The organism is Selenomonas sp. AE3005, assembly GCF_000686945.1.
Lineage (GTDB): Bacteria > Bacillota > Negativicutes > Selenomonadales > Selenomonadaceae > Selenomonas_A.
Genome location: NZ_JMME01000006.1, coordinates 148,382 through 168,486 on the forward strand (window position 1 = coordinate 148,382; position 20,105 = coordinate 168,486).

The following is a 20,105-nucleotide window of genomic DNA, read 5'->3' on the forward strand; positions in this document are numbered from 1 at the left end:
AAGGATCGGATATGAAGTGTTTGGCAAAAAGAGGCCGCCGTCAGCTGACGCTGGCCGTATCGGCCGCTTTACTGGCAGGGGCATTCAGCATTATGCCGGGCGCACAGGCTATGCCGGCTGGCGGTATTAGTGCCACGGCGGCTATTAGTCAAAGCGGCAATACTATGAATATCAATGGTCAGGCGGCTAATAACATCATCGCCTGGGATAGTTTTTCGATTGCGTCAGGGGAAACGGTCGCCTTTGGCGGTACAAATAATTACCTGAACTACGTCACAGGGGGCGCACGCTCGGAGATTTACGGTGCGATGACTGGTGGCGGCAATGTATTTTTGATTAACCCTAACGGCATTTTGTTCGGGCCGGGGGCGCAGATAAACGTAGGCAGTCTGTATGCCTCCACCCGCACGCTGACCGAGGCCGATTTTAAGCAGTTTGACAGCAGTGGAATACTGTCGGCGGCTGTGCCGGAGACGGGGGATATCGTCAATCGCATGGAGTCGAGCCTGTCGAATATGAATATTACGCTGGAGGGGGACTGCGTAACCTTTACGCACTATGCTGGCGGCAAGGTGGGCGGCGATGCCAAATATACGGCTGTGGCCAATGAAGTGGATGTGGGCTATGCCGGAACGGCGCCCACGGCAAAGCCGGGCAACCTTAGCTGTACGCCTAACGTTACCTGGATGAAACTGGTTAATAATGCCGATGAATTAAAAGGGATTAACGCAGACCAGTCCGGTAATCTTGCCGGGAATTATATGCTGAGTAATACCTGGAATGATGAGACAACCGTTTCACCCCAAGATGGCAAGGCATCCATTATCTATCAAGATAAAAAAGAAATTGTTGGTACTAGTGATTATTTAATTTATTATTTTAGCGGTAAATTCAATGGAGCAGGGCATAGCATTAAACTGGCTATTGATAAATCAACAGAGGAGAATGTCGGCCTTTTTGACCAGCTTTCTGGCGCTGTTGTCCGTAACCTAACCCTGACTGGAACGGTGACCGGGAAGAATAATGTTGGTGCTTTGGCTGGAACCGTCAGCGATGCGACGATTTCCAGTGTATATAATCAGGCCAATGTAACCGGAAGTGGAGATAATCCTTCTTTGATGACTGGCGGTTTGGTTGGTAATGCGGACGCCAGCAGTTTCAAAAATGTCGGCAACTCCGGTACGATAACAGGTATGAGGCTAGTTGGTGGTATTGTTGGTTATATGCCTAAAGGCAGCATAACCAATGCCTATAATACGGGTGATGTATCTGGCACTGAGGTTGTTGGTGGTATTGCAAATGCAACTGATTTAACCATAACCCATGCCTACAATGCAGGCAATATATCTGGCAGTTTCGAAGTTGGCGGTATTGTCGGTCACTTGGAGGCTGGTACCATAGAATCAAGTTACAACACAGGAACGGTACAGAGCAGTAAGACGGTACAGCTCACTGGAGGAACGGCGGCAGGCGGTTTGGTGGGGTGTATGGCAAAAGGACGAATAGAAAACTCCTTCAATACAGGCACAGTTACCGCGCAAGATGGTGCAGGGGGGATTATTGGTGAAGCCGCGCAGATAAGCGGGGAAGTGAAGGTGCAGAATGTATATAACACTGGCGCAGTAAAGGCTGTTGACAGTAATGCTTACACTGCTGGTGGTATTGTTGGTTTGGTTAGTAGTAATAATGGGGAGGCTTTGACGCTGGAGCGCGTGTACCAGACAGGGGCGGTTACGCAGGGCACAGGTCAGGGCGGAGCCATTATTGGGAAAGTGTTGGATAATGCAAATCCTGCGCAGGTTACCGTTAGTAATGTATTCTTCCAGCAGGGCACAGGAAATGCAACTTACGGCACGGCCAAGACCGCAGACGAGCTAAAACAGGCAAGTACGTTCGCCGGCTGGGACAGCAATCTGGATACCACAGGACAGAGTACGAGTGCAGCATGGCGCATCTACGATGGCAAGACTACCCCCCTGCTCACGAATTTCCTTTCCCGTCTTGATTTTTCGCAGGCCAATAAGACCGTGGACTATGACGGCAATGTGCATTATACCTTCTACGTCTACGGCACGCCGGCCATGCTTAAGGGGTCTATCGTCAACTCCGGTAAGGAGGCAGGGACTTATAAGTCTGACCTTTACTCTGAACAGTTATGGGGGTATAACATCAACAATTCCACGCCAACTCTGACCATCAAGGCCTCGACGCCGGAACCGACAACGGAACCAACAACGAAACCAACAACGGAACCAACAACGAAACCAACAACGAAACCAACAACGAAACCAACGTCGGAACAGCAGATTGATATGAGCGTTATCACGGCAGCATATCATATTGAAGGCTCAGGTGAGGATGATATAAAGTCCGATTCTATACTGCAGGACAGCGGTTCCAGTGCAAGCCTGGATGCAACCAATGCGGTGCATGAGGTCAGCCTCGGTGACCGGGCCTCGATGGATGGCGCTGAGCTTGTTATTTCATCAGCAGATTCCGGTAAACGGGAAACAGAACACCATGAAATCTCGGATTTCAGTGATGGGGACGAAGCAGGAAAGGCGGCAAAATAATTCATGAATAAAAATACAGCAATCGCATTTACAGTTTTAGCTTGTGTGGCCGGTGGCCCGGCCGCACCATGCCTGGAAGCAGCTCCGGCTGTCCCCCGTCCGGGGGACAGTCTTGGGGCGGAGATGGGAAAACCGGCACCGGAAATTGACAATCAGGCGGCACAGCCTGCTGCTCCGGCCAAGGAATTACATTTTACGCTGCGTGGTATACGGGTGGACCAACCGGAAACCCGTTTCCCGCAGAAGGATATGGATGCCATCACCGCGCAGGCCGTAGGCCATGAAATCACTGTTAAGGATTTGGACAGGGTGTTGTCGCAGCTTTCTGCTTATGGACGCAGTCATGGCTATCCGGCTGCCTATGCTTTCGTTCCCGAACAGCGGACGAAGAACGGTGTGTTGGAAATACGTATTGCCTTGGGGCGCTTTGGCAAGGTCATTGTGGAAGATGGCGCCGGCAAAAATGCGCAGGAACGGGCAAAGGGCTTGATAGCAGGCCTTAGAACAGGTGAGGTCATAAAGGAACAGCCTTTAGAGACAGCGCTGGTTAATGTCAATAATATGTATGGTGTTAATGCTGCAGGTAAACTTATCCCCGGCGCAAGCGAAGGCACAAGCGACCTTATTATAAAACTGAGTCCCGGCAGGAAACAGACTGCGACTATTTATAGCGATAATTACGGCTCCAAGGCCTCTGGACGTTATCGTTATGGTTTTCAGGCAGGATTCATGGATTTGGGGGAAACAGGGGGACGCTTGACTGTGGGCGGCCTTATTTCCAACAGTAATATGCATAACTACAATATTGGCTGGGATATGCAGCTGGGACATAGTGGCACCAATGTTGGCATTCGCTATAGTCGTATGGATTATGAGTTGGGCGATGTTTTTTCGGCTATTGACGCGCGTGGCATAGCTAACACGACGAGCCTATATGCTGTCACGCCACTTTGGCATACGGTGAGAAGTTCTTTGGCTGTTAAATATGGTTTCGATTATCGTGATATTAAGGACGAACTGCAGAACCTTTCAGCCAAGAAACATAGCTATGCCGGTTATATCGGTTTGGAGGGGACATTGCGCAACCCTCAGGGCGGCGGTATGCACGCCAGTCTGACTGCTTATACGGGAACAGTGGGGGCAGATTCTGATTTTGCCTATACCCAGGGTAATGCGCGGAATTCGCTGGGGCGTTATACCAAGGGCGTTTTGGATACCGCAGTCCTGCAGCGTATAGGGCATACCTGTGATTTTTTGTTTAAGTTCCAAGGCCAACTGGCCAGCCGTAATCTGGATAGTAGTGAGCAGATGTATGTTGGCGGTATTCATGGCGTGCGTGCTTATCCGACAGGCACAGGTTCCGGGGATGAGGGCTGCCTCGCCAATATGGAATTGCGCTATCATACCCCGGTTAAAGGTCTTATGCTCAGGGCTTATTATGATGTAGGCCGTGTACGTATGCGTAAGGACGGCGTTGGTGGCAGTGCAACCCTGCAGGGCTGGGGCATAGGGGTGACTTACACGCATTCCTCCAACTGGTTTGCCCGTCTGGATTATGCCCGTCGTATCGGTTTGCCTGATTACCTGGCCAATGATGATAGCGCCAGCAGTCCACAGCGGATGTGGTTCCTGCTCGGTAAAACAATCTAAGCACTCTTACGACAACATCATTGCGAAACGCAAATAAGTAATTTTTCCTGTGGAAAAATCATAACAACTGCGTTATGTCATACTGACGAAACGCCAATAGGTAATTTTACCTATGGTAAAATTTGAACAACTGCGTTATAATCAATGTGTATGTAACAATAGCAATTTGGAATGAATCAGAGGAGTGTACAAAATGAGTTTGAAACTTGCATCCGGTTTTGAGTTTGATTATGAAAACCTCTATGGCGAAGGTAAGGTTACAGAGGCTGACCTGAAAAGCTATGAAGAAGATTTAAAGAAGGCTCATGAGGCCATGAAGGTTATGCGTGAGAAGGGCTTTATCCGTGCTCATCTGTCCAAGGACGGCGAGCCGGAAAAGGTTCTGTTCTCCCAGCTGCCCTATGTAAAGGAAGGCAATCTCAACAGCCCCAGCTCGCTGAAAAAGCTGGGCGAACTCACTGCTCATGTAAAAAATAATGTAGACGTTGTAGTTTCCCTGGGTATCGGCGGTTCCTACCTCGGCAACAAGGTGCTCTTTGATGTGCACTGCGGCGAATTCTGGAACGAGCTGTCCAAGGAAGAACGCGATGGTTTCCCGAAGGTTGTATTCAGCGGCCAGAACATTGACCCGCGCCGCACTGGTGATATCATTCATTACCTGGAAAATAGCGCCAAGGTTACCAAGTCCCATGAAAAGCGCAACCTCAAGGTGCTGCTGCTCGTTATCTCCAAGTCCGGCGGCACGCTTGACACCATGAGCAACTTCATGGTTATCTATGACGCACTGCAGAAATATGCTGATATTGATGTGGAAGTTGTAGCTGTAACTGACCCCAACATGGAAAAGCAGACGCTCCTCAAGAAACTGGCCATCGAAAAAGGCTGGCCGCAGTTTGCTGTACCCGATGGGGTGGGCGGCCGTTTCACGATTTTCTGTGAAGTGGGCCTGACGCTGGCTGCCTGCATTGGCTTTGATATTCAGTCCTTCCTCGATGGTGCCAAGGCTATGGACGAGGCCTGCCAGAACGACGATATTTGGCAGAACCCGGCTATGCTCAATGCCGCTTTGAAGTTCGCTGCTGCGGAAAAGCACGGCCGCGATATCGAAGTTATGATGCCGTATGGTGACTATCTGAAATCCGTTTCCGAATGGTACATTCAGCTGCTCGCTGAATCCCTCGGCAAGCAGTTCAACAAGGACGGCAAAGAAGTTTGCTACGGCCGTACGCCGCTCGTGGCTGTCGGCACGACGGATATGCATTCCCAGACGCAGCAGCATCAGGAAGGCAAGCTGAACAAGGTTGTTCAGTTCATTCGTCTGGCTGACTGGGAAAATGACCTGGTTATCCCCGATGTATTCCCGGAGGCTAAGAAACTTTCCGATATCTCCGGTGTAACCATGGGCCAGGCACTGGAAGTGGCCCGTCAGTCCAATGCTGATGCTCTGGCCTCCAACAAGCGTTACAATGCTTGTTTCACGCTGCCGAAACTCAACGCTTACCACCTCGGCGAACTCCTTTACATGCTGGCTATGTCCGTAGCATACGAAGGCGAGCTCTCCAACGTGGACGCTTTCAACCAGCCGGGTGTTGAATCCTATAAGCGCATTATGGGACCGAAACTGGCTGAAGTTAAGGCTGCCAACCAGAAATAAATATGACTTGCAGGGGCGCACGGCGTAGGCTGTGCGCCCTTTGTTATTGCAAGAGGGGCGCAGGTGGTATAAAATAAAAAGAGATTTTGATTTGTGGAGGCGCGTTTATGTCTGGGGAACTTACGGAGCTGCAGGAACAGATAATCAGGTTTTACCATCATAATCCCTTTGTGGAATATCTGCATATCAAGGTGCAGCCCCTGGCGACTGGAGAGGTGCGGCTGGAACTGCCTGTTGATGAAGTGCATACCAACCTGTATGGCATTGCTCATGGCGGTGTGCTGATGACTATGGCGGACACAGCCATGGGGGCCGCCTGCCTGGCCTGCAACAAAAAAGTTGTAACCATCAGCCTGACCACGGATTTCATGCATGCTGTGCCGCTGACGGAAACCGTGGTAACCACGGCCAAAGTGCTGCATGATGGCCGGCATACAATGACCTGTGAGTGCGAGCTGCAGAGCAAGCATGGCAAGATTTTTGCCAAGGCTCATGCCAACTTCTATGTGCTGGGGCAGTTTGTGGAGTAAATATGGTGACCGGCTCACGGAAAAATGGCCGGTCCTTTGTTATATTTAGCTAAAGGTAAAAGGAGTGAAAATATGGCAAAGGTACTGATTATTGGGGCAGGCCCGGCCGGCGTATCGGCGGCCCTGTATGCCAAAAGAGGCGGCGCGGAAGTTACAGTTATCAGCGGTGGTGTGGAACTTAGCGGCTTGCTGCGGGCAGAGAAGATAGAAAATTACTATGGCTTTGCCGAGGGAATAAGCGGTGCTGAACTGTATGCCAAGGGCATAGCCGGGGCCAGGGGGCTCGGCGTGGAGTTTGTGGACGAAGAACTGCTGGACCTGGGCTATAATGATGATTTTACCGGCTTTAAGGCAGTGACCAAAGCTGGGACAATTACGGCTGACAGTGTTATCGTGGCGACAGGTGCAGCCCGTCAGACTTTGCAGGTGCCGGGACTGCAGGAATTTACCGGCAAGGGCGTCAGTTATTGTGCCATCTGTGATGCTTTTTTTTATCGTGGCAAAAACGTGGGGGTTATCGGTGCCGGCGAGTATGCGCTGCATGAGGCTCAGACCTTGCTGCCGCATGCGGCCCAGGTGGTACTGCTCACCAATGGTGAGCAGCCAGCCGTGACACCGCCACCGGAAATAACGGTACACGCAGGGAAAATAACGGCCCTGCAGGGGGCGGAAAGGCTGAGCCAGGTAGAATTTGCTGATGGCAGCAGCCTGCCTTTAGATGGTGTGTTTGTGGCCCTGGGGACAGCCGGCAGTACGGCTATTGCTAAAAAGCTGGGCGTACAGCTTGCCGGCAGCAATATTAAAGTTGATGAACACATGGCCACCAATGTGCCGGGACTGTTTGCCGCCGGTGACTGTACGGGCGGCCTGCTGCAGATAGCCAAGGCTGTTTACCAGGGGGCAGAGGCCGGACTGGCGGCGGTACGCTATCTGCGAGGGAAGAAAAAATAAAGGTGTGAGAGATATTAAGCAGGAAAATCCGCGCAAGGGAGTATTAAAACGCTTAGAGGAACTGGAACGATTATGCACGGCTTTGCAGGCGGAAAATGAGGAACTGCGCCGGGAAAATACACATTACAAAACACGCTATCAGGATAGTGTGGTGGAAAGTATCCGCCTGCAGGAGCAGCTTACGGAACTTAGGGACCGCCTCAGAAAATACGAACCGTTGACAGTCAAGGCAGAGGCTGAAACTGACTTGTCAGCGGTGGCGGAAGAACCTGCGGCAGAGGAAGAACCGCAGGACTGCTTTACTGACCTGCCGTTTAAGGTAGCGGTCATTGGCGGTACGGAGGCCTGGCAGGCCAAGGTGGCAGAACGTCATCCACTGTTTAAAATCGTCGGCAGCAGTAAGAATTTTGACCGTGATAAACTGAGTGGTACGGATATTCTGGTCATCAATACGAATGCTGTGTCCCATGCTTGTACGCAAAAGGCTAAAGGGGAAGTAGATAAGGGGACGATGGTGCTGAGTATTTCGACGAATAATTTGGAGATATTGGATAAAAAGATAATGTCGCTGCTGGCGTGAGGGGGCAGCGATGTTATAACGAGGCAAGAAAATGTCCCCCACCTCAGCAGGTGGGGGCACGAATACCAAAACAGGCGGCGAGCATATCTCCCACCTCGTTGAAACGCCAAGAGGAAGTTTTGCCTATGGCAAAACTGGAACAACGGCGTTATAAGGCGCAAGGCCTGTGCTGATAACTTTACTTCGCTGAGACGCAAAGCGTCAAACGCTCCGAAAAGTCATCAGCACAGGCCTTGCTTAGGACGTAGTCAGCCAGCACACGACAAGAAACTGAAAAAGGAGCCGCTTGCGGCTCCTTTTTGGTGGAAAGATTTTAGTTGAAACTATAGGGCTTATCAACTTTATGGTAGTGGGTGTGCAGCAGTTCGTGGGCTTTTTCCCCGAGTGGTTCCCCAAGAAAGTCTTTATACAGGGTGAGGATATCCGGGTTTTCGTGGGATTTGCGCAGGGGGAGGTTACGGTCGATTTCGTAGAGGGCGGCCATGCGTTTTTGGCGTATGGTGTTGGTAGTGCCGATGGGCTGACCGCCGCCGCCAATACAGCCGCCGGGGCAGGCCATGATTTCGATGAAATCATAGGGGCTGGTGCCCTTCTTGACCTGCTCCATGATAAGGCGGGCATTTTTGAGGGTATGAGCCACGGCAATGCGGACGTCACGGCCGGGGAGTTTTACGGTACATTCCTTAATGCCGGCAAAGCCGCGGACGTCCATAAATTCTAATTTGTCCAAGGTCTTGCCCGTGACTTTTTCATAGACGGTGCGCAGGGCGGCCTCCATTACGCCGCCGGTTGCGCCGAAGATGGCACCGGCACCGGTGGACAGGCCCAGCGGACTGTCAAAGTCATTTTCCGGGAGCCTGCCGATGGACAGGCCAACGTATTTGATGAGTTTGATAAGCTCACGGGTGGTGAGGACGATATCCACGTCGCGATAGCCGTCACGGCCCATTTCCGGACGGGCGGCCTCGTATTTTTTCGCGGTGCAGGGCATGATGGACACGGTGACGATATCCTGCGGTTTAAGGCCGGCCTTGTCGGCATAGTATGTCTTGGCGATGGCTCCGAACATGCTCATGGGGGACTTGGCTGAGGACAGGTGATTTATGCAGGAGGGGAAGTGTTTTTCCATATAGTTAACCCAGCCCGGGCTGCAGGAGGTCATCATCGGGAGTGTGCCGCCGTTTTCGAGGCGGTGTAAAAACTCGTGTCCTTCCTCCATAATGGTCAGGTCGGCGCCGAAGTTGGTGTCAAAGACTTTGTCAAAACCCAGGAGCTTTAAGGCGGTGACCATCTGTCCGGTGACGATGGCACCGGGTTCCAAGCCAAAGGCGTCACCTAAGGCTACGCGGACGGAGGGGGCAACCTGCACAATGACATGTTTGCTGTTATCCTGCAGGGCGTCGAGAACCTTTTGGGTGTCGTCCTTTTCGACGATGGCGCCAGTGGGGCATACGAGGCTGCACTGGCCGCAGAGAATGCAGTCAGTAGCCTCCATGGGCTTGTTGAAGGCGGTGGTTACCACAATGTCACTGCTGCGTCCGGCATAGGTGAGGGCGGCAATGCCCTGTACGTCCTTGCAGGCCCGGATACAGCGGCCGCAACGGATACATTTGGCCGGGTCGCGGACGATGGCTGGATTGGTGACAATGGGGGGCTCTTCCTTTACTACGCTGGGCAAAGGTGATTCCAAAATATTAAAGCGGCTGCACAGACGCTGCAAGTCACAGTTCTGATTACGGGAGCAGCTCAGGCAGTCTTTTTTATGATTGGCCAGCATGAGCTGGAGAATGGACACCTGCGTGTCACGGACAATCTGGGTGTCCGTGTGGACGTCCATGCCTTCCCATACTTCGGTGGAGCAGGCAGCCAGCAGGCGTTTCTTGCCGGTGACTTCGACCGAACACAGGCGGCAATGGGCTTTTATCCGCTGGTCCTCATGATAGCAAAGATGGGGAATATCAATGCCCAGCTCGCGTGCAGCCTGCATGATTTTGGTGCCCTTGGGGACTTGTATGGGGATATTATTGATGGTGAGATTAACCATCTCACAGGTTTGGCTTTCGTTAAGCTGACTCATGAATTCGTACCTCCCAGGGCAAAGACATCAGGAAAAGTTTTCATCGCGGATTGCAGGGTGTTCTGGGCTGTTTCGCCCAGACCGCACAAGGAGGACATGCTCATAACCCGGGCGATAGTGCCCATGGTTTTGATATCTTCACTGGTGGCTGCACCGTGGGCCATTTTATCAAGGATTATCTTGATGTGCAGATTGCCTTCGCGGCAGGGCGTACATTGGCCGCAGCTTTCCTCGGAGAAAAACTCCTGATTCATGCGCAGGAAGTCGAGGACGCTGGTGCGTTCGTCGATGACCAGCAGACCACCGGAACCAACCATGACGCCGGCTGCGCGCAAGTCATCGTAGGTGTAAGGCGTGTCCAGTACTGAACTGTCAGCGACTTTGCCCGACGCGCCGCCGAACTGTATCAGCTGGATTTTGCGGTCATGCTGCACACCGCCGGCCAGTCCGTAAATGATTTCGCGCACGGTGGTGCCGAAGGGGATTTCAAAGACGCCGGGGTTATTGACATTGCCGGCGACACTGATGAGTTTGGTGCCGATGGATTCGCCGCTGCCACAGTTCATATAAGTCTCTTTGTCCGTCAGCAGGTGAGGGACGAGGGAGAGGCTTTCCACATTGTTGAGGCAGGTCGGCCGGGCAAACAGGCCGCTGACTTTAATAAAGGGCGGTTTCATTCGTGGGCGTCCGGCCTTGCCTTCGATGGAGCGGATAAGAGCCGTGCCTTCACCGCAGACGTAAGCACCGCCGCCGGAGTAGAGATGGATATTGAAATCAAAGCCCTTGCCTAAGATATTTTCCCCTAAAAAGCCATAGTTTTTGGCCTGCCGGATGGCGTTTAACAGCAGAGGGCGATAGCAGGCATATTCGCCGCGCATATAAATATAGCCGTCCGTAGCCCCACAGACAAAGCCGGCAATAATCATGGCCTCGATGAGATTGAACGGGTCATTTTTGATGAGTTCCCGGTCCTTAAAGGTGGTGGTTTCGCCTTCGTCGGCATTGCAGACAACGATTTTGTTTTCACCCTGAACGGCACGAGCCTGGCTCCATTTGCGCCCTAAGGGATACTCGGCACCGCCGCGGCCGCGGATTTTTGCCTCGCTCAGCAGGGTGCAGATATCTTCGGGATTCATGTTCACCGCCTGGCGCAGGGCGGTAAAGCCGCCGATATTCATATATGAACCAATGGAGGCGGTATCGTACTGGCCAAAATTTTTGGTCAGGAATTTTACAGTGGTACTCATGGACTCCCCTCCTTTAAGGCAGTGAGCGCAGCAGGGCTTCGATTTTTTCGGTAGTATCAAGATGGTCGTAGACATGACCGTTGATACGCACGGCCGGGGCCCGGTCACAGGCACCGTAGCAGGTGGTGCGTTCGAGCGTGAATCGCCCATCGTAGGTTATCTCGCCCATCTTGATATCCAGAAGTTCCTGCAGGGTAGAGAGGAGCCTTTCGGTATCGATGCGGTTTACCCGGCAGGCTGGCGAGCTGCATACCTGAATGGGATATTTGGCCCGGGGCTTGGAGGATAACTCGCTGTAAAAATTCAGGCAGTCAAATACGTTGGTAACGGGTATGGACAGCCTGTCTGCCAGATAGTAGGCTGTTGGTTCCGGTACATAGTGGCGTTCATTTAAATCCTGCACGTCCAGAAGAATGCCCACAATCTGCGTGGGGTCGTTGTCATGGGATTCCAGCACCAGGTCAATTTTGGCCTGCAGCTCGTCCGGCAGCGGATACTCTTTGGTTTGCGCTGTTAGCATCAGAAAGCCTCCTAAAATATAATTTGTTCACAAGATAAATTGTACATTAAGTTTATTATATGAAAAAAAAACAATACTTACAAGAATTGTGAAAAAATTTACAAAAGATGTATACAAGTTTACATAAATGTGTTATAATATAAGCGCCGCAGGAGGAGCATGTAAATATATACTTCATAGGGGATTATGGGGGGTTGTTTATATGGCTATCAAGAACATTGAAATGGACCGTCGTGACAGTGCGAGTTATCGCAAGATTTTAAAACGGGGAGGTTTCCTTTCTGCAAGTTACTTGTCGGTCAATGGCTTTGATGTAGCAAAGTTACGCAAACTGGCACTGGCTGGAGAGTTAGATGCAATTCGGTGCGCCATTGGCAAATCCATCCGTTGGTATTACAGAGAACAGCAAGCGGAAAACGCTCATCTTCGTGGCTTGGCATAATAGGGGATTTATAAATTATTTATAATGCATTATGCTATTATCAATTTGTCTGTCAGAATCGGCGCTGCCGGTTCTATTTTTTTTGCAGGATTTAACTAGTTTTTACGGAAATTTATAAAATGAAGTCAAATAGGAGGCGATTCTTTGTTCTGGGTGTTGGTGGTACTTTTTTTAGCCATACTGTTTATTGTCGTGCCGGCGGTGGTGACCAGTCTTATTTACCGGCGGATTCCGGTGGATAAAAATAAACGCCGGTTTTTGCAGGGGGCAGCTTTGTATCCGGCAGCTATGGTCGGTGGAGTCAGCTATGGTTATTATTACGAACGCAGGCAGCAGGTCAAGCGCTATTACGATGTTAAGTTTCCAGAGGCTCCGGAGCTGGCTGGCCTGACTGTGGCGCAAATAAGTGACGTACATCTGGGGCGTTTCTTTTCCGTGGACGACCTGCGTCAGTTATTGCAGCTGGTAGCAGCCGATAAACCGAATATTTTGGCTGTTACGGGAGATTTGTTTGATAATCTGCAGATGAATCCGGCCGCGGTGCAGGTTTTGGATGAGGCTGTGGACTTATTCCCCAAGGGGATTTACTTTTGCATAGGTAATCATGAGACTTATCGTAACTGGGGACGCACGTTGGCCTTGTTGCAGAAAACACGGGTACATATACTCGTGGGGCGGGCAGAAAAAGTTCCCGGAACTAATTTGTGGCTGGCCGGAGCGGAGTATTCCTTTGCCCGGGACGATGAAAGTTTTATGGCAGAAAAAGCGGCTTTAACTCGCAAGGCGGTGCGTGATATACCGGAGGACGAGCTTAGTCATACCATTTTACTGGCACATCACCCGGAGTTTATTGATGATGGTGCGGCATTGGGCATACCCCTGACCTTAACGGGGCATACGCATGGCGGTCAGTTAGGGATATTGGGGTTCCCCGTTATTCCAGCCTATAAATATATTCGTGGTTGGGTAAAGATAGGCGATAAGCTGGGCTATGTTCACTGCGGCAATGGCAGCTGGCTGCCGGTGCGCGTGGGCTGTCCACCGGAGATTGCCTACTTCCGGCTGGTGAATTAAAGGCAAAATCCAAGGAGAAATGAGGTGACGGCATGGACGCGCAATGGCAGGAGATTATAGACTGCTTACAGCATGGCAGGACCGGGCTGGCCCGGGAGAAGTTAGACGCCTTACGGGGCAGTGTGCCCCAGGACGAAGAATGGCGCCTCCATGAACTTTATGGGGCAGTGTTCCATGATTTGGCAGACGCAGAGGGGGCTGCGGCGGCTTACAGCAATGCGGCGAAGTGTGACAAATATCTGCGCAGCCAAAGGGAACATTTTTCCAGCTATCTGTTTGCCCTGCATTATCTGCCAGGGCTCAGCGCTGATGATTTATGGCAGCAGCATAAGTTTTATCAGGAGTTTTACCGGGAAGAAGAACTCCTGCCGGTAAGACAGGTGACAGCCCATAGCCGCCTGCGTATCGGCTTTATCGCCACGAACTTCTGTGACAGTGCTGCGGCGCGGTTTTATGAGGTGTTGGTGACGGGCCTGGACGTGCGCTATGCCAGCACTTACCTCTATGCCCTGGAGGACGAGGAGGACACCTTCACCCACCGTTTGCAGGGCAGCGGCCTCGTGTATCGCTGCCTGGCCGGAAAAAATCTGGTGGAAATGGCCGAGGCTATCCGCTGGGACGAAATAGATATTTTGGTCGACCTTTCCGGACATACGGGGGGCGGACTGACTTTGATGGTGCTGGCGAAAAAACCGGCACCGGTGCAGCTGTCCGCTATCGGTTACTTTGATACGACCGGCCTTACCGTGATGGACGGTCTGCTGACGGATAATATTCTCGACACAGCCGGAGCAGAACGCTGCTTTAGTGAGGAATTGATAAAGCTGCCGCAGGCTTTTTGCTTTACGCCGAGCCCGGCTATGGAAAAATACCGGCGGCAGCCAATAACGGGCAAGGGCGTGCTGACCTTAGGGGCTTTCCAAAATTTTATGAAACTCAACAACGAGGTGCTGAGCTGCTGGCGTGAGATTATGGAATTTCTGCCGGGGACGCGGCTTATTGTGCAGGATACCACGCGGCTGCCGGAACGGCGGCAGGCGGTGGAGAAACGCCTGGAAAAGGCCGGCCTGCCCATGGAACGGACGGAAGTGCGCCTGGGAACGGATAATTATCTGGCCGGCTATCAGGAAATTGACATCATGCTGGATACCTTCCCTTATAATGGCGGGGCCATGACTGCGACGGCCCTCTATATGGGCGTGCCGGTGGTCACACTGCGCGGCCGTCATCATAGCGCGCGGTTTGGCGCCAGCCTGCTGACAGCGGCAGGTTATGGGGAATGGATTGCAGACAGCCCCCGTGATTATGTGAAAACTGTTCTGCAGCTGGCCGCTGACCGGTCATTTTTGGCGGCTACGCAGGAAAATCTGCAGACAGAAGTGAAAAATTCGCCCCTCTGTGACAAGTCAGCATACGTGCAGGCCTTTTGGCGTGCCTGCATTGACTTGTGGGCGCGCAAGGGAGATTTTGCCCTATGAAACAGGACCTGACGTGTTTTTGGAGCGGCGGGCCGGCACCAATGCGCTGGCTGCTGCTGGAAAGTCTGACTTATATCGAAAAAATTGCGGCCCTGTATCCGCAGGCCAGCCTTACTGTGGTGACGGAAATCGAGGAGGCGGCGGACCTGCCGGAGTTTGCCGGGCTGAATATCAGCTGGTATTTTCTGGACTACCGCCGGGAAAAACTGCCCTTTGCCGAGGGGAGTTTTGATGCCGTGCTGGCGGAAAATCTGCTGACCAGGGCCTATGAACCCTATGACCTGCTGCTGGATATCAGCCGCAAGCTGACGGATACCGGTGTGTTGTACGGGGATTTTTTCAATGTGCGCTATACCGGTGTACTCGCGGCCCTGCAGGCCGGGGAGTTTCCTGTGCGGGAAAAACATCTCTACGCCAAGAGCGAAATGGTGCGGCTGCTAGATGATACCTTATTTAAGGAAATTGATTTCGTGCCGGGGGATAAGGACGATGAGGAAAGCACGGCAGAGGCGTGGGAGTCGCAGGGCTATGTGAATATCAATCACGAACTGGCTGTCAGCCGCTATCTGTTCCGGGCGGCTGTCAGCACAGCGGCGGTGGCAAATCTCAAAGGCTTGTACAGCCCGGCAATACGCAAGGAACTGGCCAGAATCCTGCACCGTATCGAATATGATGTGCAGCTGGAGGCCAATCTGGAGAAACTGCAGGAATTATGTGCACGTGAGGGGATTTTTCCGGAATATCTGCAGGACTTTATTGCGGAATCATGTTTTCACCGGGAACAGGTACAGGCACGGCTGCAGGCAGGTGGATTTTTTTTATAAACGAAAAATGCGGCTGACAGGTCAAAAAAATGACTTGTCAGCCGCATTTGGGTATACGGGGATATTTTCGTTGGTTTGGCTGTCCGTTTACTGGACGCTGCCCATGAGTATCAGGCGGCAGCCTAAGGCGAACATGGCCAGGGAAAGGAGGGCCAGAATGACCTTGCTTTTTGTTTTCTTGGAGATTTTTGCGCCAATCTGGGCGCCGATGGCGGCTCCCAGGGAAATGCAGATGGCCGGCAGCCAGATGATGTGGTCGAGCAGGAAGTGGGAAACCACGCCAAAGGCGGAGGAGGCAGCCAGCACGAAATGGGAGGTGGCGGTGGCCATGTGCACCGGGAAACCTAAGAGGTAAATCATCAGGGGCACATGGATAACGCCGCCACCGATACCGAAGATACTGGAAAGAAAGCCTACGCCGAAACTGGAGATGATACCCACCCAGTTGTTATAGGTAAAGCCAGCGGGGAGCTGGTCGACATCGACCGGCGGCTTGCGGCGGCTGTTGATGTACATCAGCGAGGCCATGAACAGCAGGAAGATACCGAAGTAAAAATTCAGCATGGGCTGATTGAACTTGTCCACGATGTAAGAGCCGAAAAAAGCGCCGGGCAGGGTGGCGAGAGCAAAGGGAATGGCCGCCTGGAAATAGACGCGTTTTTGACGGATATAGGCAAGGGTGCCCGACAGCGCGTTGGCCATGACGATGACCAAAGAGGTGCCGGTTATCTGGGCAGCTGTCTGGAAGAAGGGATGGGCTGTACCCTGCGATAAGAACAGAATAAAAATCGGCACGCAGATAAGGCCGCCGCCGATACCTACCAAGGTGCCGAAGGTGCCGACACCTAAACCTAACAAGAAAAATAAAAGGATTTCCATAAAGTGCCTCCTGAAGATTATTTAAGAAAAGTTTGACATTGGGCAGGATTTTTTTGTCCTAATTACGAATACACATTATAGCATAAATAACAACATGCTACCAAATTGGCAAATGTTGCTATTATGCGTAGTATTTACAGAAAAATGTAAACGTTCACGCAGAAAAGGAGGAGTTTTTATGCGAAGGTTACATGTGTTGAAAGTGTTCTGGCTGGCTGTACTGATGATGGTAGCTGCGGCTGGAACCGCGATGGCCGGGAGTCAGGATTTTAATCTGGTAAATGGCACAGGCCGTGCGATTACGCAGATTTATCTGAGTCCGTCGCATTCGTCCGACTGGATTTATCAGGACGAATTGGGGCCGACGGATGTGTTATATCCTGGCCAGTCACTTTTTTTGAAGTTTTCTCCACGTGACAATGTGCAATACTGGGATATAAAAGTCATCTATGAGGACAGCAAAGAAGATTACTGGTATAATCTGGATTTGTACCGCATTTTTACCATTACCATCAGACCGGGAGGCACGGTAAGTATTGAGAGTACCTGATTCCGGCATCGGGCAATAAACAGGAACTTAGATGTGATATCTCGGAAGGATATGTCCCCCGGCTCTGCAGCAGGGGGACATATATCTCCCGTCCCGTGTGACGTGGAGCTGGTCCCTGGGGAAAAACGCCAAGAGGCAGTTTGGCCTGCGGCAAAACTGGCATAACGGCGTTACAATGATGAGGTGAAAACAAATGGTAACATTTTTGGTTGCTTTGTGTGCTTTGATTGGCGGTTATTTTATCTATGGTAAAATCGTAGACAATGTGTTTGGCCCCACTGATGCCAAGACACCGGCACTCGTGCATAATGACGGCGTGGACTATATTCCCCTGCCGACATGGAAGGTATTTTTGATTCAATTATTAAATATCGCTGGCTTAGGTCCTATTTTTGGCGCTTTGGGTGGTGCGATTTGGGGGCCGAGCGTTTATCTCTGGATTGTCTTTGGTACTATTTTTGCCGGGGCTGTCCATGACTATCTGTCGGGTATGATTTCCTTGCGCGAGGATGGCAAGAGTATCTCGGAGGTAGTTGGTCATCACATGGGTGGTACCATGCTGATGATTATGCGTGTGTTCTCGGTTGTACTGCTGGTATTAGTTGGTACGGTATTCATGACCGGGCCGGCCGGCTTGCTGGCAAAACTTACCGGTGTGGCGGTAACAGTGGTACTGCCCTGTGTTTTGGGTTACTATTTCCTGGCAACGCTTTTGCCGATTGATAAACTCATTGCCCGTTTCTATCCGATTTTCGGTATCTGCCTTATCGTCATGGCTTTGGGTATCATGGGCGGTATGCTCTTTGGCGTGGGCGGCCACACCATGCCGGAACTGACGCTGCAGAATCTCCATCCGGCCGGGCCGGAAAAAATGCCTATCTGGCCGTTGATGTTCATTACGGTGGCCTGCGGTGCAATCTCCGGTTTCCATTCCACGCAGTCTCCGATTATGGCCCGCTGCTTGAAAGATGAGCGCCTGGGCCGTCCGGTATTCTACGGCGCTATGGTTTCTGAAGGCATTATTGCACTTATTTGGGCGGCTGCTGGTGTGACTTTCTATGATGGTACGGGCGGACTGGCTGCGGCTATGAAAGCCGGTGGTGCCGGTACGGTTGTATACGATATCTGCGTAGGCTTTATGGGCACGGGCGTTGGTGCTGTACTGGCTATGCTGGGCGTTATTGCCTGCCCGATTACGTCCGGTGATACGGCTTTCCGTTCTGCCCGTTTGACGCTGGCTGACTGGTTTGGTGTCAATCAGGACCAGGCTGCCAAGCGCCTGATGTTTGCTGTGCCCCTGCTGGCTGTAGGCGGCATTCTGTCGCAGATGGATTTCAACATTATTTGGCGTTATTTCTCCTGGACGAATCAGACGCTGGCGATGATTGTCCTTTGGACGGGTGCAGTTTACCTCTATCGTACGAAGAAAACGTCCGGAGCCTGGAAGATTCCCTTTGTTCCGGCGACGTTTATGTCGGCCGTTTCCTGCACGTATATTCTGCAGGCACCGGAAGGGCTGCAGCTCTCCACGGCTATTTCCTATCCTGTCGGCATTGCTTTTGCTGTGCTGTGCGTAGGCCTGTACTATAAGGCTACTTTTGGCAGCAAGGCGTAAGAAGTGTAAGGGCGTTGTGGGAGGTTAGATTATGAAAGCTTTTATGGACGAAGATTTTCTGTTGCAAACAGATACGGCACGGCATCTTTACCATGAACATGCCGCCCTTATGCCGATATATGACTATCATTGTCATATCAATCCCCGGGAGATTGCGGAAAACCGTGAGTTTCGCAATATTGCCCAGGCCTGGCTGGGCTCAGATACCTACAAGTGGCGCTTGCTGCGCAGCAACGGGGTGGATGAGGGCTGTGTGTCCGGCAGCGATGTTTCTTCACGGGAAAAATTCCAATACTTTGCGGAAAGCCTGTCCCGGGCTATTGGCAATCCCCTGTATCACTGGACACATTTGGAGCTGAAACGTTACTTTGACTGTGACCTGGTGCTCAACGGGGAAAATGCGGAAAAGATTTGGGATATCTGCAATGAACGCTTGCTGAGCGCGGAAATGCGCGCGCAGGGCATTATCAAGCAGTCCAATGTTCAAGTTATCTGTACCACGGACGACCCGGCCTCTGACCTGAAATGGCATAAAAAGATTCAGCAGGAGGGAACATGTCCGGCCAAGGTGCTGCCCACCTTCCGTGCTGACAGTCTGCTGAATATCGAAGTGGACGGCTGGGATACTTACATGCGTTACGAGCTGGGGGAATCTGCCGGCATGGACGATATCTCCACCATGCAGGATATTCGTGACGCGGTTGTCAAGCGTCTGGATTATTTTGCCAGCCAGGGCTGTCAGATTGCTGACCAGTCCCTGCCTTATATGGCCTATGTTCCGGCCCGAGAATTTGAACTCGATGATGTGGTCGGCAAGGTCATCAATGGCAAAGGCCAGCCCTCCAAGGAGGCCATGGAGCAGTATAAGACAGCAATGCTTATGTTCTTAGGTGAGGAATACGCCCGCCGGGGCTGGACCATGCAGCTGCACTATTCGGCCCTGCGTGATACGAATTCGACACGGCTGGCCTCTTTGGGGACTGACAGTGGCTTTGACGCTGTTGATACGCATAACTGCGCCCCGGGCCTGGCTAAGTTCCTCGATGCGCTGGATAAGGCCGGCTGCCTGCCCAAGACTATTATCTGCTCGCTGAATCCGGCGGATAATATCGTTATCGCATCGCTTTTGCCTTCGTTTACCGGCTCAGAGGTACTGGGCAAGGTGCAGCAGGGCGCGGCCTGGTGGTTCAACAACAACAAGGCCGGCATAGAGGCACAGCTGGCGACGTTGGCCAGTGTTTCCGTGCTGGGCAATACCATCGGCGCGCCGACGGATTCCCGGTCGCTGCTCTCTTACTCACGTCATGAGTACTACCGCCGTATTTTGTGCAATTTCATTGGCAATATGGTGGAAAATGGTGAGTATCCTGCCGATATGAAGACGCTGGGAAAATTAGTGGAAGATATCAGCTACAACAATGCTTGCCGCTATTTTGCATTTTAATTACAGAAGAGGATTTT

The 20,105-nt window shown here is 51.8% G+C and carries 17 protein-coding genes; 13 read left to right on the plus strand and 4 right to left on the minus strand.

The genetic code is table 11. From position 1 onward, the window contains the following. The first annotated feature begins 11 nt into the window (after positions 1 to 11). The 6 genes from DL94_RS0105910 to DL94_RS0105935 all read left to right on the plus strand — a co-directional run bounded on the left by DL94_RS0105910 (position 12) and on the right by DL94_RS0105935 (position 7,938). Positions 12 to 2,573: a two-partner secretion domain-containing protein gene (locus DL94_RS0105910; RefSeq protein ID WP_028129370.1), complete on the plus strand. Its 2,562-nt coding sequence runs from the start codon at positions 12 to 14 to the stop codon at positions 2,571 to 2,573. Between the two features lie 3 nt (positions 2,574 to 2,576). Continuing rightward, a complete protein-coding gene (locus DL94_RS0105915) occupies positions 2,577 to 4,223 on the plus strand; it encodes a ShlB/FhaC/HecB family hemolysin secretion/activation protein (RefSeq protein ID WP_051586335.1) in 1,647 nt (548 codons plus the stop codon). Between the two features lie 193 nt (positions 4,224 to 4,416). Next, entirely contained in the window at positions 4,417 to 5,877 is a 1,461-nt protein-coding gene (locus tag DL94_RS0105920) for a glucose-6-phosphate isomerase (RefSeq protein ID WP_028129372.1), read from the plus strand. Positions 5,878 to 5,984: 107 nt separating this feature from the next. After that, entirely contained in the window at positions 5,985 to 6,407 is a 423-nt protein-coding gene (locus tag DL94_RS0105925) for a PaaI family thioesterase (protein WP_028129373.1), read from the plus strand. Between the two features lie 72 nt (positions 6,408 to 6,479). Continuing rightward, the gene (locus DL94_RS0105930) at positions 6,480 to 7,358 is read left to right on the plus strand and encodes an NAD(P)/FAD-dependent oxidoreductase (protein WP_028129374.1); all 879 of its coding nucleotides are present in this window, start codon (positions 6,480 to 6,482) and stop codon (positions 7,356 to 7,358) included. Between the two features lie 4 nt (positions 7,359 to 7,362). Next, on the plus strand, positions 7,363 to 7,938 hold the full coding sequence (locus tag DL94_RS0105935) for a hypothetical protein (protein ID WP_028129375.1): 576 nt from the start codon (positions 7,363 to 7,365) through the stop codon (positions 7,936 to 7,938). Between the two features lie 313 nt (positions 7,939 to 8,251). Here DL94_RS0105935 and DL94_RS0105940 read toward each other — a convergent pair whose 3' ends face one another. Genes DL94_RS0105940 through DL94_RS0105950 form a run of 3 tightly spaced genes read right to left on the minus strand, consistent with a single transcriptional unit; the run spans position 8,252 to position 11,782 of the window. Continuing rightward, entirely contained in the window at positions 8,252 to 10,015 is a 1,764-nt protein-coding gene (locus DL94_RS0105940; RefSeq protein WP_028129376.1) for an NADH-dependent [FeFe] hydrogenase, group A6, read from the minus strand. Continuing rightward, the gene (locus tag DL94_RS0105945; protein ID WP_028129377.1) at positions 10,012 to 11,262 is read right to left on the minus strand and encodes a complex I 51 kDa subunit family protein; all 1,251 of its coding nucleotides are present in this window, start codon (positions 11,260 to 11,262) and stop codon (positions 10,012 to 10,014) included. The genes DL94_RS0105940 and DL94_RS0105945 overlap by 4 nt, the downstream gene beginning before the upstream one ends. A 13-nt stretch (positions 11,263 to 11,275) precedes the next feature. Next, positions 11,276 to 11,782: an NADH-quinone oxidoreductase subunit NuoE family protein gene (locus tag DL94_RS0105950; RefSeq protein WP_028129378.1), complete on the minus strand. Its 507-nt coding sequence runs from the start codon at positions 11,780 to 11,782 to the stop codon at positions 11,276 to 11,278. A gap of 202 nt (positions 11,783 to 11,984) precedes the next feature. Between DL94_RS0105950 and DL94_RS0105955 the strand changes: the two genes are divergently transcribed. The 4 genes from DL94_RS0105955 to DL94_RS0105970 all read left to right on the plus strand — a co-directional run bounded on the left by DL94_RS0105955 (position 11,985) and on the right by DL94_RS0105970 (position 15,600). After that, complete coding sequence (locus DL94_RS0105955) at positions 11,985 to 12,224, plus strand: hypothetical protein (protein ID WP_028129379.1); 240 nt, start codon at positions 11,985 to 11,987, stop codon at positions 12,222 to 12,224. A 153-nt stretch (positions 12,225 to 12,377) separates the two neighbouring features. After that, positions 12,378 to 13,298 carry a metallophosphoesterase gene (locus tag DL94_RS14340; protein ID WP_231464576.1) on the plus strand — a complete coding sequence of 307 codons (921 nt, stop codon included), beginning with the start codon at positions 12,378 to 12,380 and terminating at the stop codon, positions 13,296 to 13,298. Between the two features lie 32 nt (positions 13,299 to 13,330). Next, a complete protein-coding gene (locus DL94_RS14345) occupies positions 13,331 to 14,776 on the plus strand; it encodes an O-linked N-acetylglucosamine transferase, SPINDLY family protein (protein ID WP_051586337.1) in 1,446 nt (481 codons plus the stop codon). Then, positions 14,773 to 15,600: a methyltransferase domain-containing protein gene (locus DL94_RS0105970; protein WP_028129380.1), complete on the plus strand. Its 828-nt coding sequence runs from the start codon at positions 14,773 to 14,775 to the stop codon at positions 15,598 to 15,600. Before DL94_RS14345 ends, DL94_RS0105970 begins: the two co-directional genes overlap by 4 nt. Before the next feature lie 87 nt (positions 15,601 to 15,687). On the opposite strand, the gene DL94_RS0105975 is transcribed toward DL94_RS0105970, so the two are convergent. After that, positions 15,688 to 16,479, minus strand: a complete 792-nt coding sequence (locus tag DL94_RS0105975; RefSeq protein WP_028129381.1) for a sulfite exporter TauE/SafE family protein — start codon at positions 16,477 to 16,479, stop codon at positions 15,688 to 15,690. A 178-nt stretch (positions 16,480 to 16,657) separates the two neighbouring features. Between DL94_RS0105975 and DL94_RS14350 the strand changes: the two genes are divergently transcribed. The 3 genes from DL94_RS14350 (at position 16,658) to uxaC (ending at position 20,088) form a co-directional block, all read left to right on the plus strand. Next, the gene (locus DL94_RS14350; protein WP_156031698.1) at positions 16,658 to 17,029 is read left to right on the plus strand and encodes a hypothetical protein; all 372 of its coding nucleotides are present in this window, start codon (positions 16,658 to 16,660) and stop codon (positions 17,027 to 17,029) included. A gap of 193 nt (positions 17,030 to 17,222) precedes the next feature. Beyond that, on the plus strand, positions 17,223 to 18,644 hold the full coding sequence (locus DL94_RS0105985; RefSeq protein ID WP_028129382.1) for a carbon starvation CstA family protein: 1,422 nt from the start codon (positions 17,223 to 17,225) through the stop codon (positions 18,642 to 18,644). Between the two features lie 31 nt (positions 18,645 to 18,675). Continuing rightward, positions 18,676 to 20,088 (plus strand): glucuronate isomerase, encoded by a 1,413-nt coding sequence (uxaC, locus tag DL94_RS0105990; protein WP_028129383.1) that lies wholly within the window; start codon positions 18,676 to 18,678, stop codon positions 20,086 to 20,088. The last annotated feature ends 17 nt before the right edge of the window (positions 20,089 to 20,105 follow it).

What these genes read in the sequence shown, in the direction of transcription:
- uxaC (WP_028129383.1), top strand. Translation starts at nt 18,676, where the DNA reads ATGAAAGCTTTTATGGACGAAGATTTTCTGTTGCAAACAGATACGGCA.
- DL94_RS14345 (WP_051586337.1), top strand. Translation starts at nt 13,331, where the DNA reads ATGGACGCGCAATGGCAGGAGATTATAGACTGCTTACAGCATGGCAGG.
- DL94_RS0105930 (WP_028129374.1), top strand. Translation starts at nt 6,480, where the DNA reads ATGGCAAAGGTACTGATTATTGGGGCAGGCCCGGCCGGCGTATCGGCG.
- DL94_RS0105940 (WP_028129376.1), bottom strand. Translation starts at nt 10,015, where the DNA reads ATGAGTCAGCTTAACGAAAGCCAAACCTGTGAGATGGTTAATCTCACC.
- DL94_RS0105910 (WP_028129370.1), top strand. Translation starts at nt 12, where the DNA reads ATGAAGTGTTTGGCAAAAAGAGGCCGCCGTCAGCTGACGCTGGCCGTA.
- DL94_RS0105925 (WP_028129373.1), top strand. Translation starts at nt 5,985, where the DNA reads ATGTCTGGGGAACTTACGGAGCTGCAGGAACAGATAATCAGGTTTTAC.
- DL94_RS0105945 (WP_028129377.1), bottom strand. Translation starts at nt 11,262, where the DNA reads ATGAGTACCACTGTAAAATTCCTGACCAAAAATTTTGGCCAGTACGAT.
- DL94_RS0105915 (WP_051586335.1), top strand. Translation starts at nt 2,577, where the DNA reads ATGAATAAAAATACAGCAATCGCATTTACAGTTTTAGCTTGTGTGGCC.
- DL94_RS0105950 (WP_028129378.1), bottom strand. Translation starts at nt 11,782, where the DNA reads ATGCTAACAGCGCAAACCAAAGAGTATCCGCTGCCGGACGAGCTGCAG.
- DL94_RS0105985 (WP_028129382.1), top strand. Translation starts at nt 17,223, where the DNA reads ATGGTAACATTTTTGGTTGCTTTGTGTGCTTTGATTGGCGGTTATTTT.
- DL94_RS0105970 (WP_028129380.1), top strand. Translation starts at nt 14,773, where the DNA reads ATGAAACAGGACCTGACGTGTTTTTGGAGCGGCGGGCCGGCACCAATG.
- DL94_RS0105920 (WP_028129372.1), top strand. Translation starts at nt 4,417, where the DNA reads ATGAGTTTGAAACTTGCATCCGGTTTTGAGTTTGATTATGAAAACCTC.
- DL94_RS0105955 (WP_028129379.1), top strand. Translation starts at nt 11,985, where the DNA reads ATGGCTATCAAGAACATTGAAATGGACCGTCGTGACAGTGCGAGTTAT.
- DL94_RS14350 (WP_156031698.1), top strand. Translation starts at nt 16,658, where the DNA reads ATGCGAAGGTTACATGTGTTGAAAGTGTTCTGGCTGGCTGTACTGATG.
- DL94_RS0105975 (WP_028129381.1), bottom strand. Translation starts at nt 16,479, where the DNA reads ATGGAAATCCTTTTATTTTTCTTGTTAGGTTTAGGTGTCGGCACCTTC.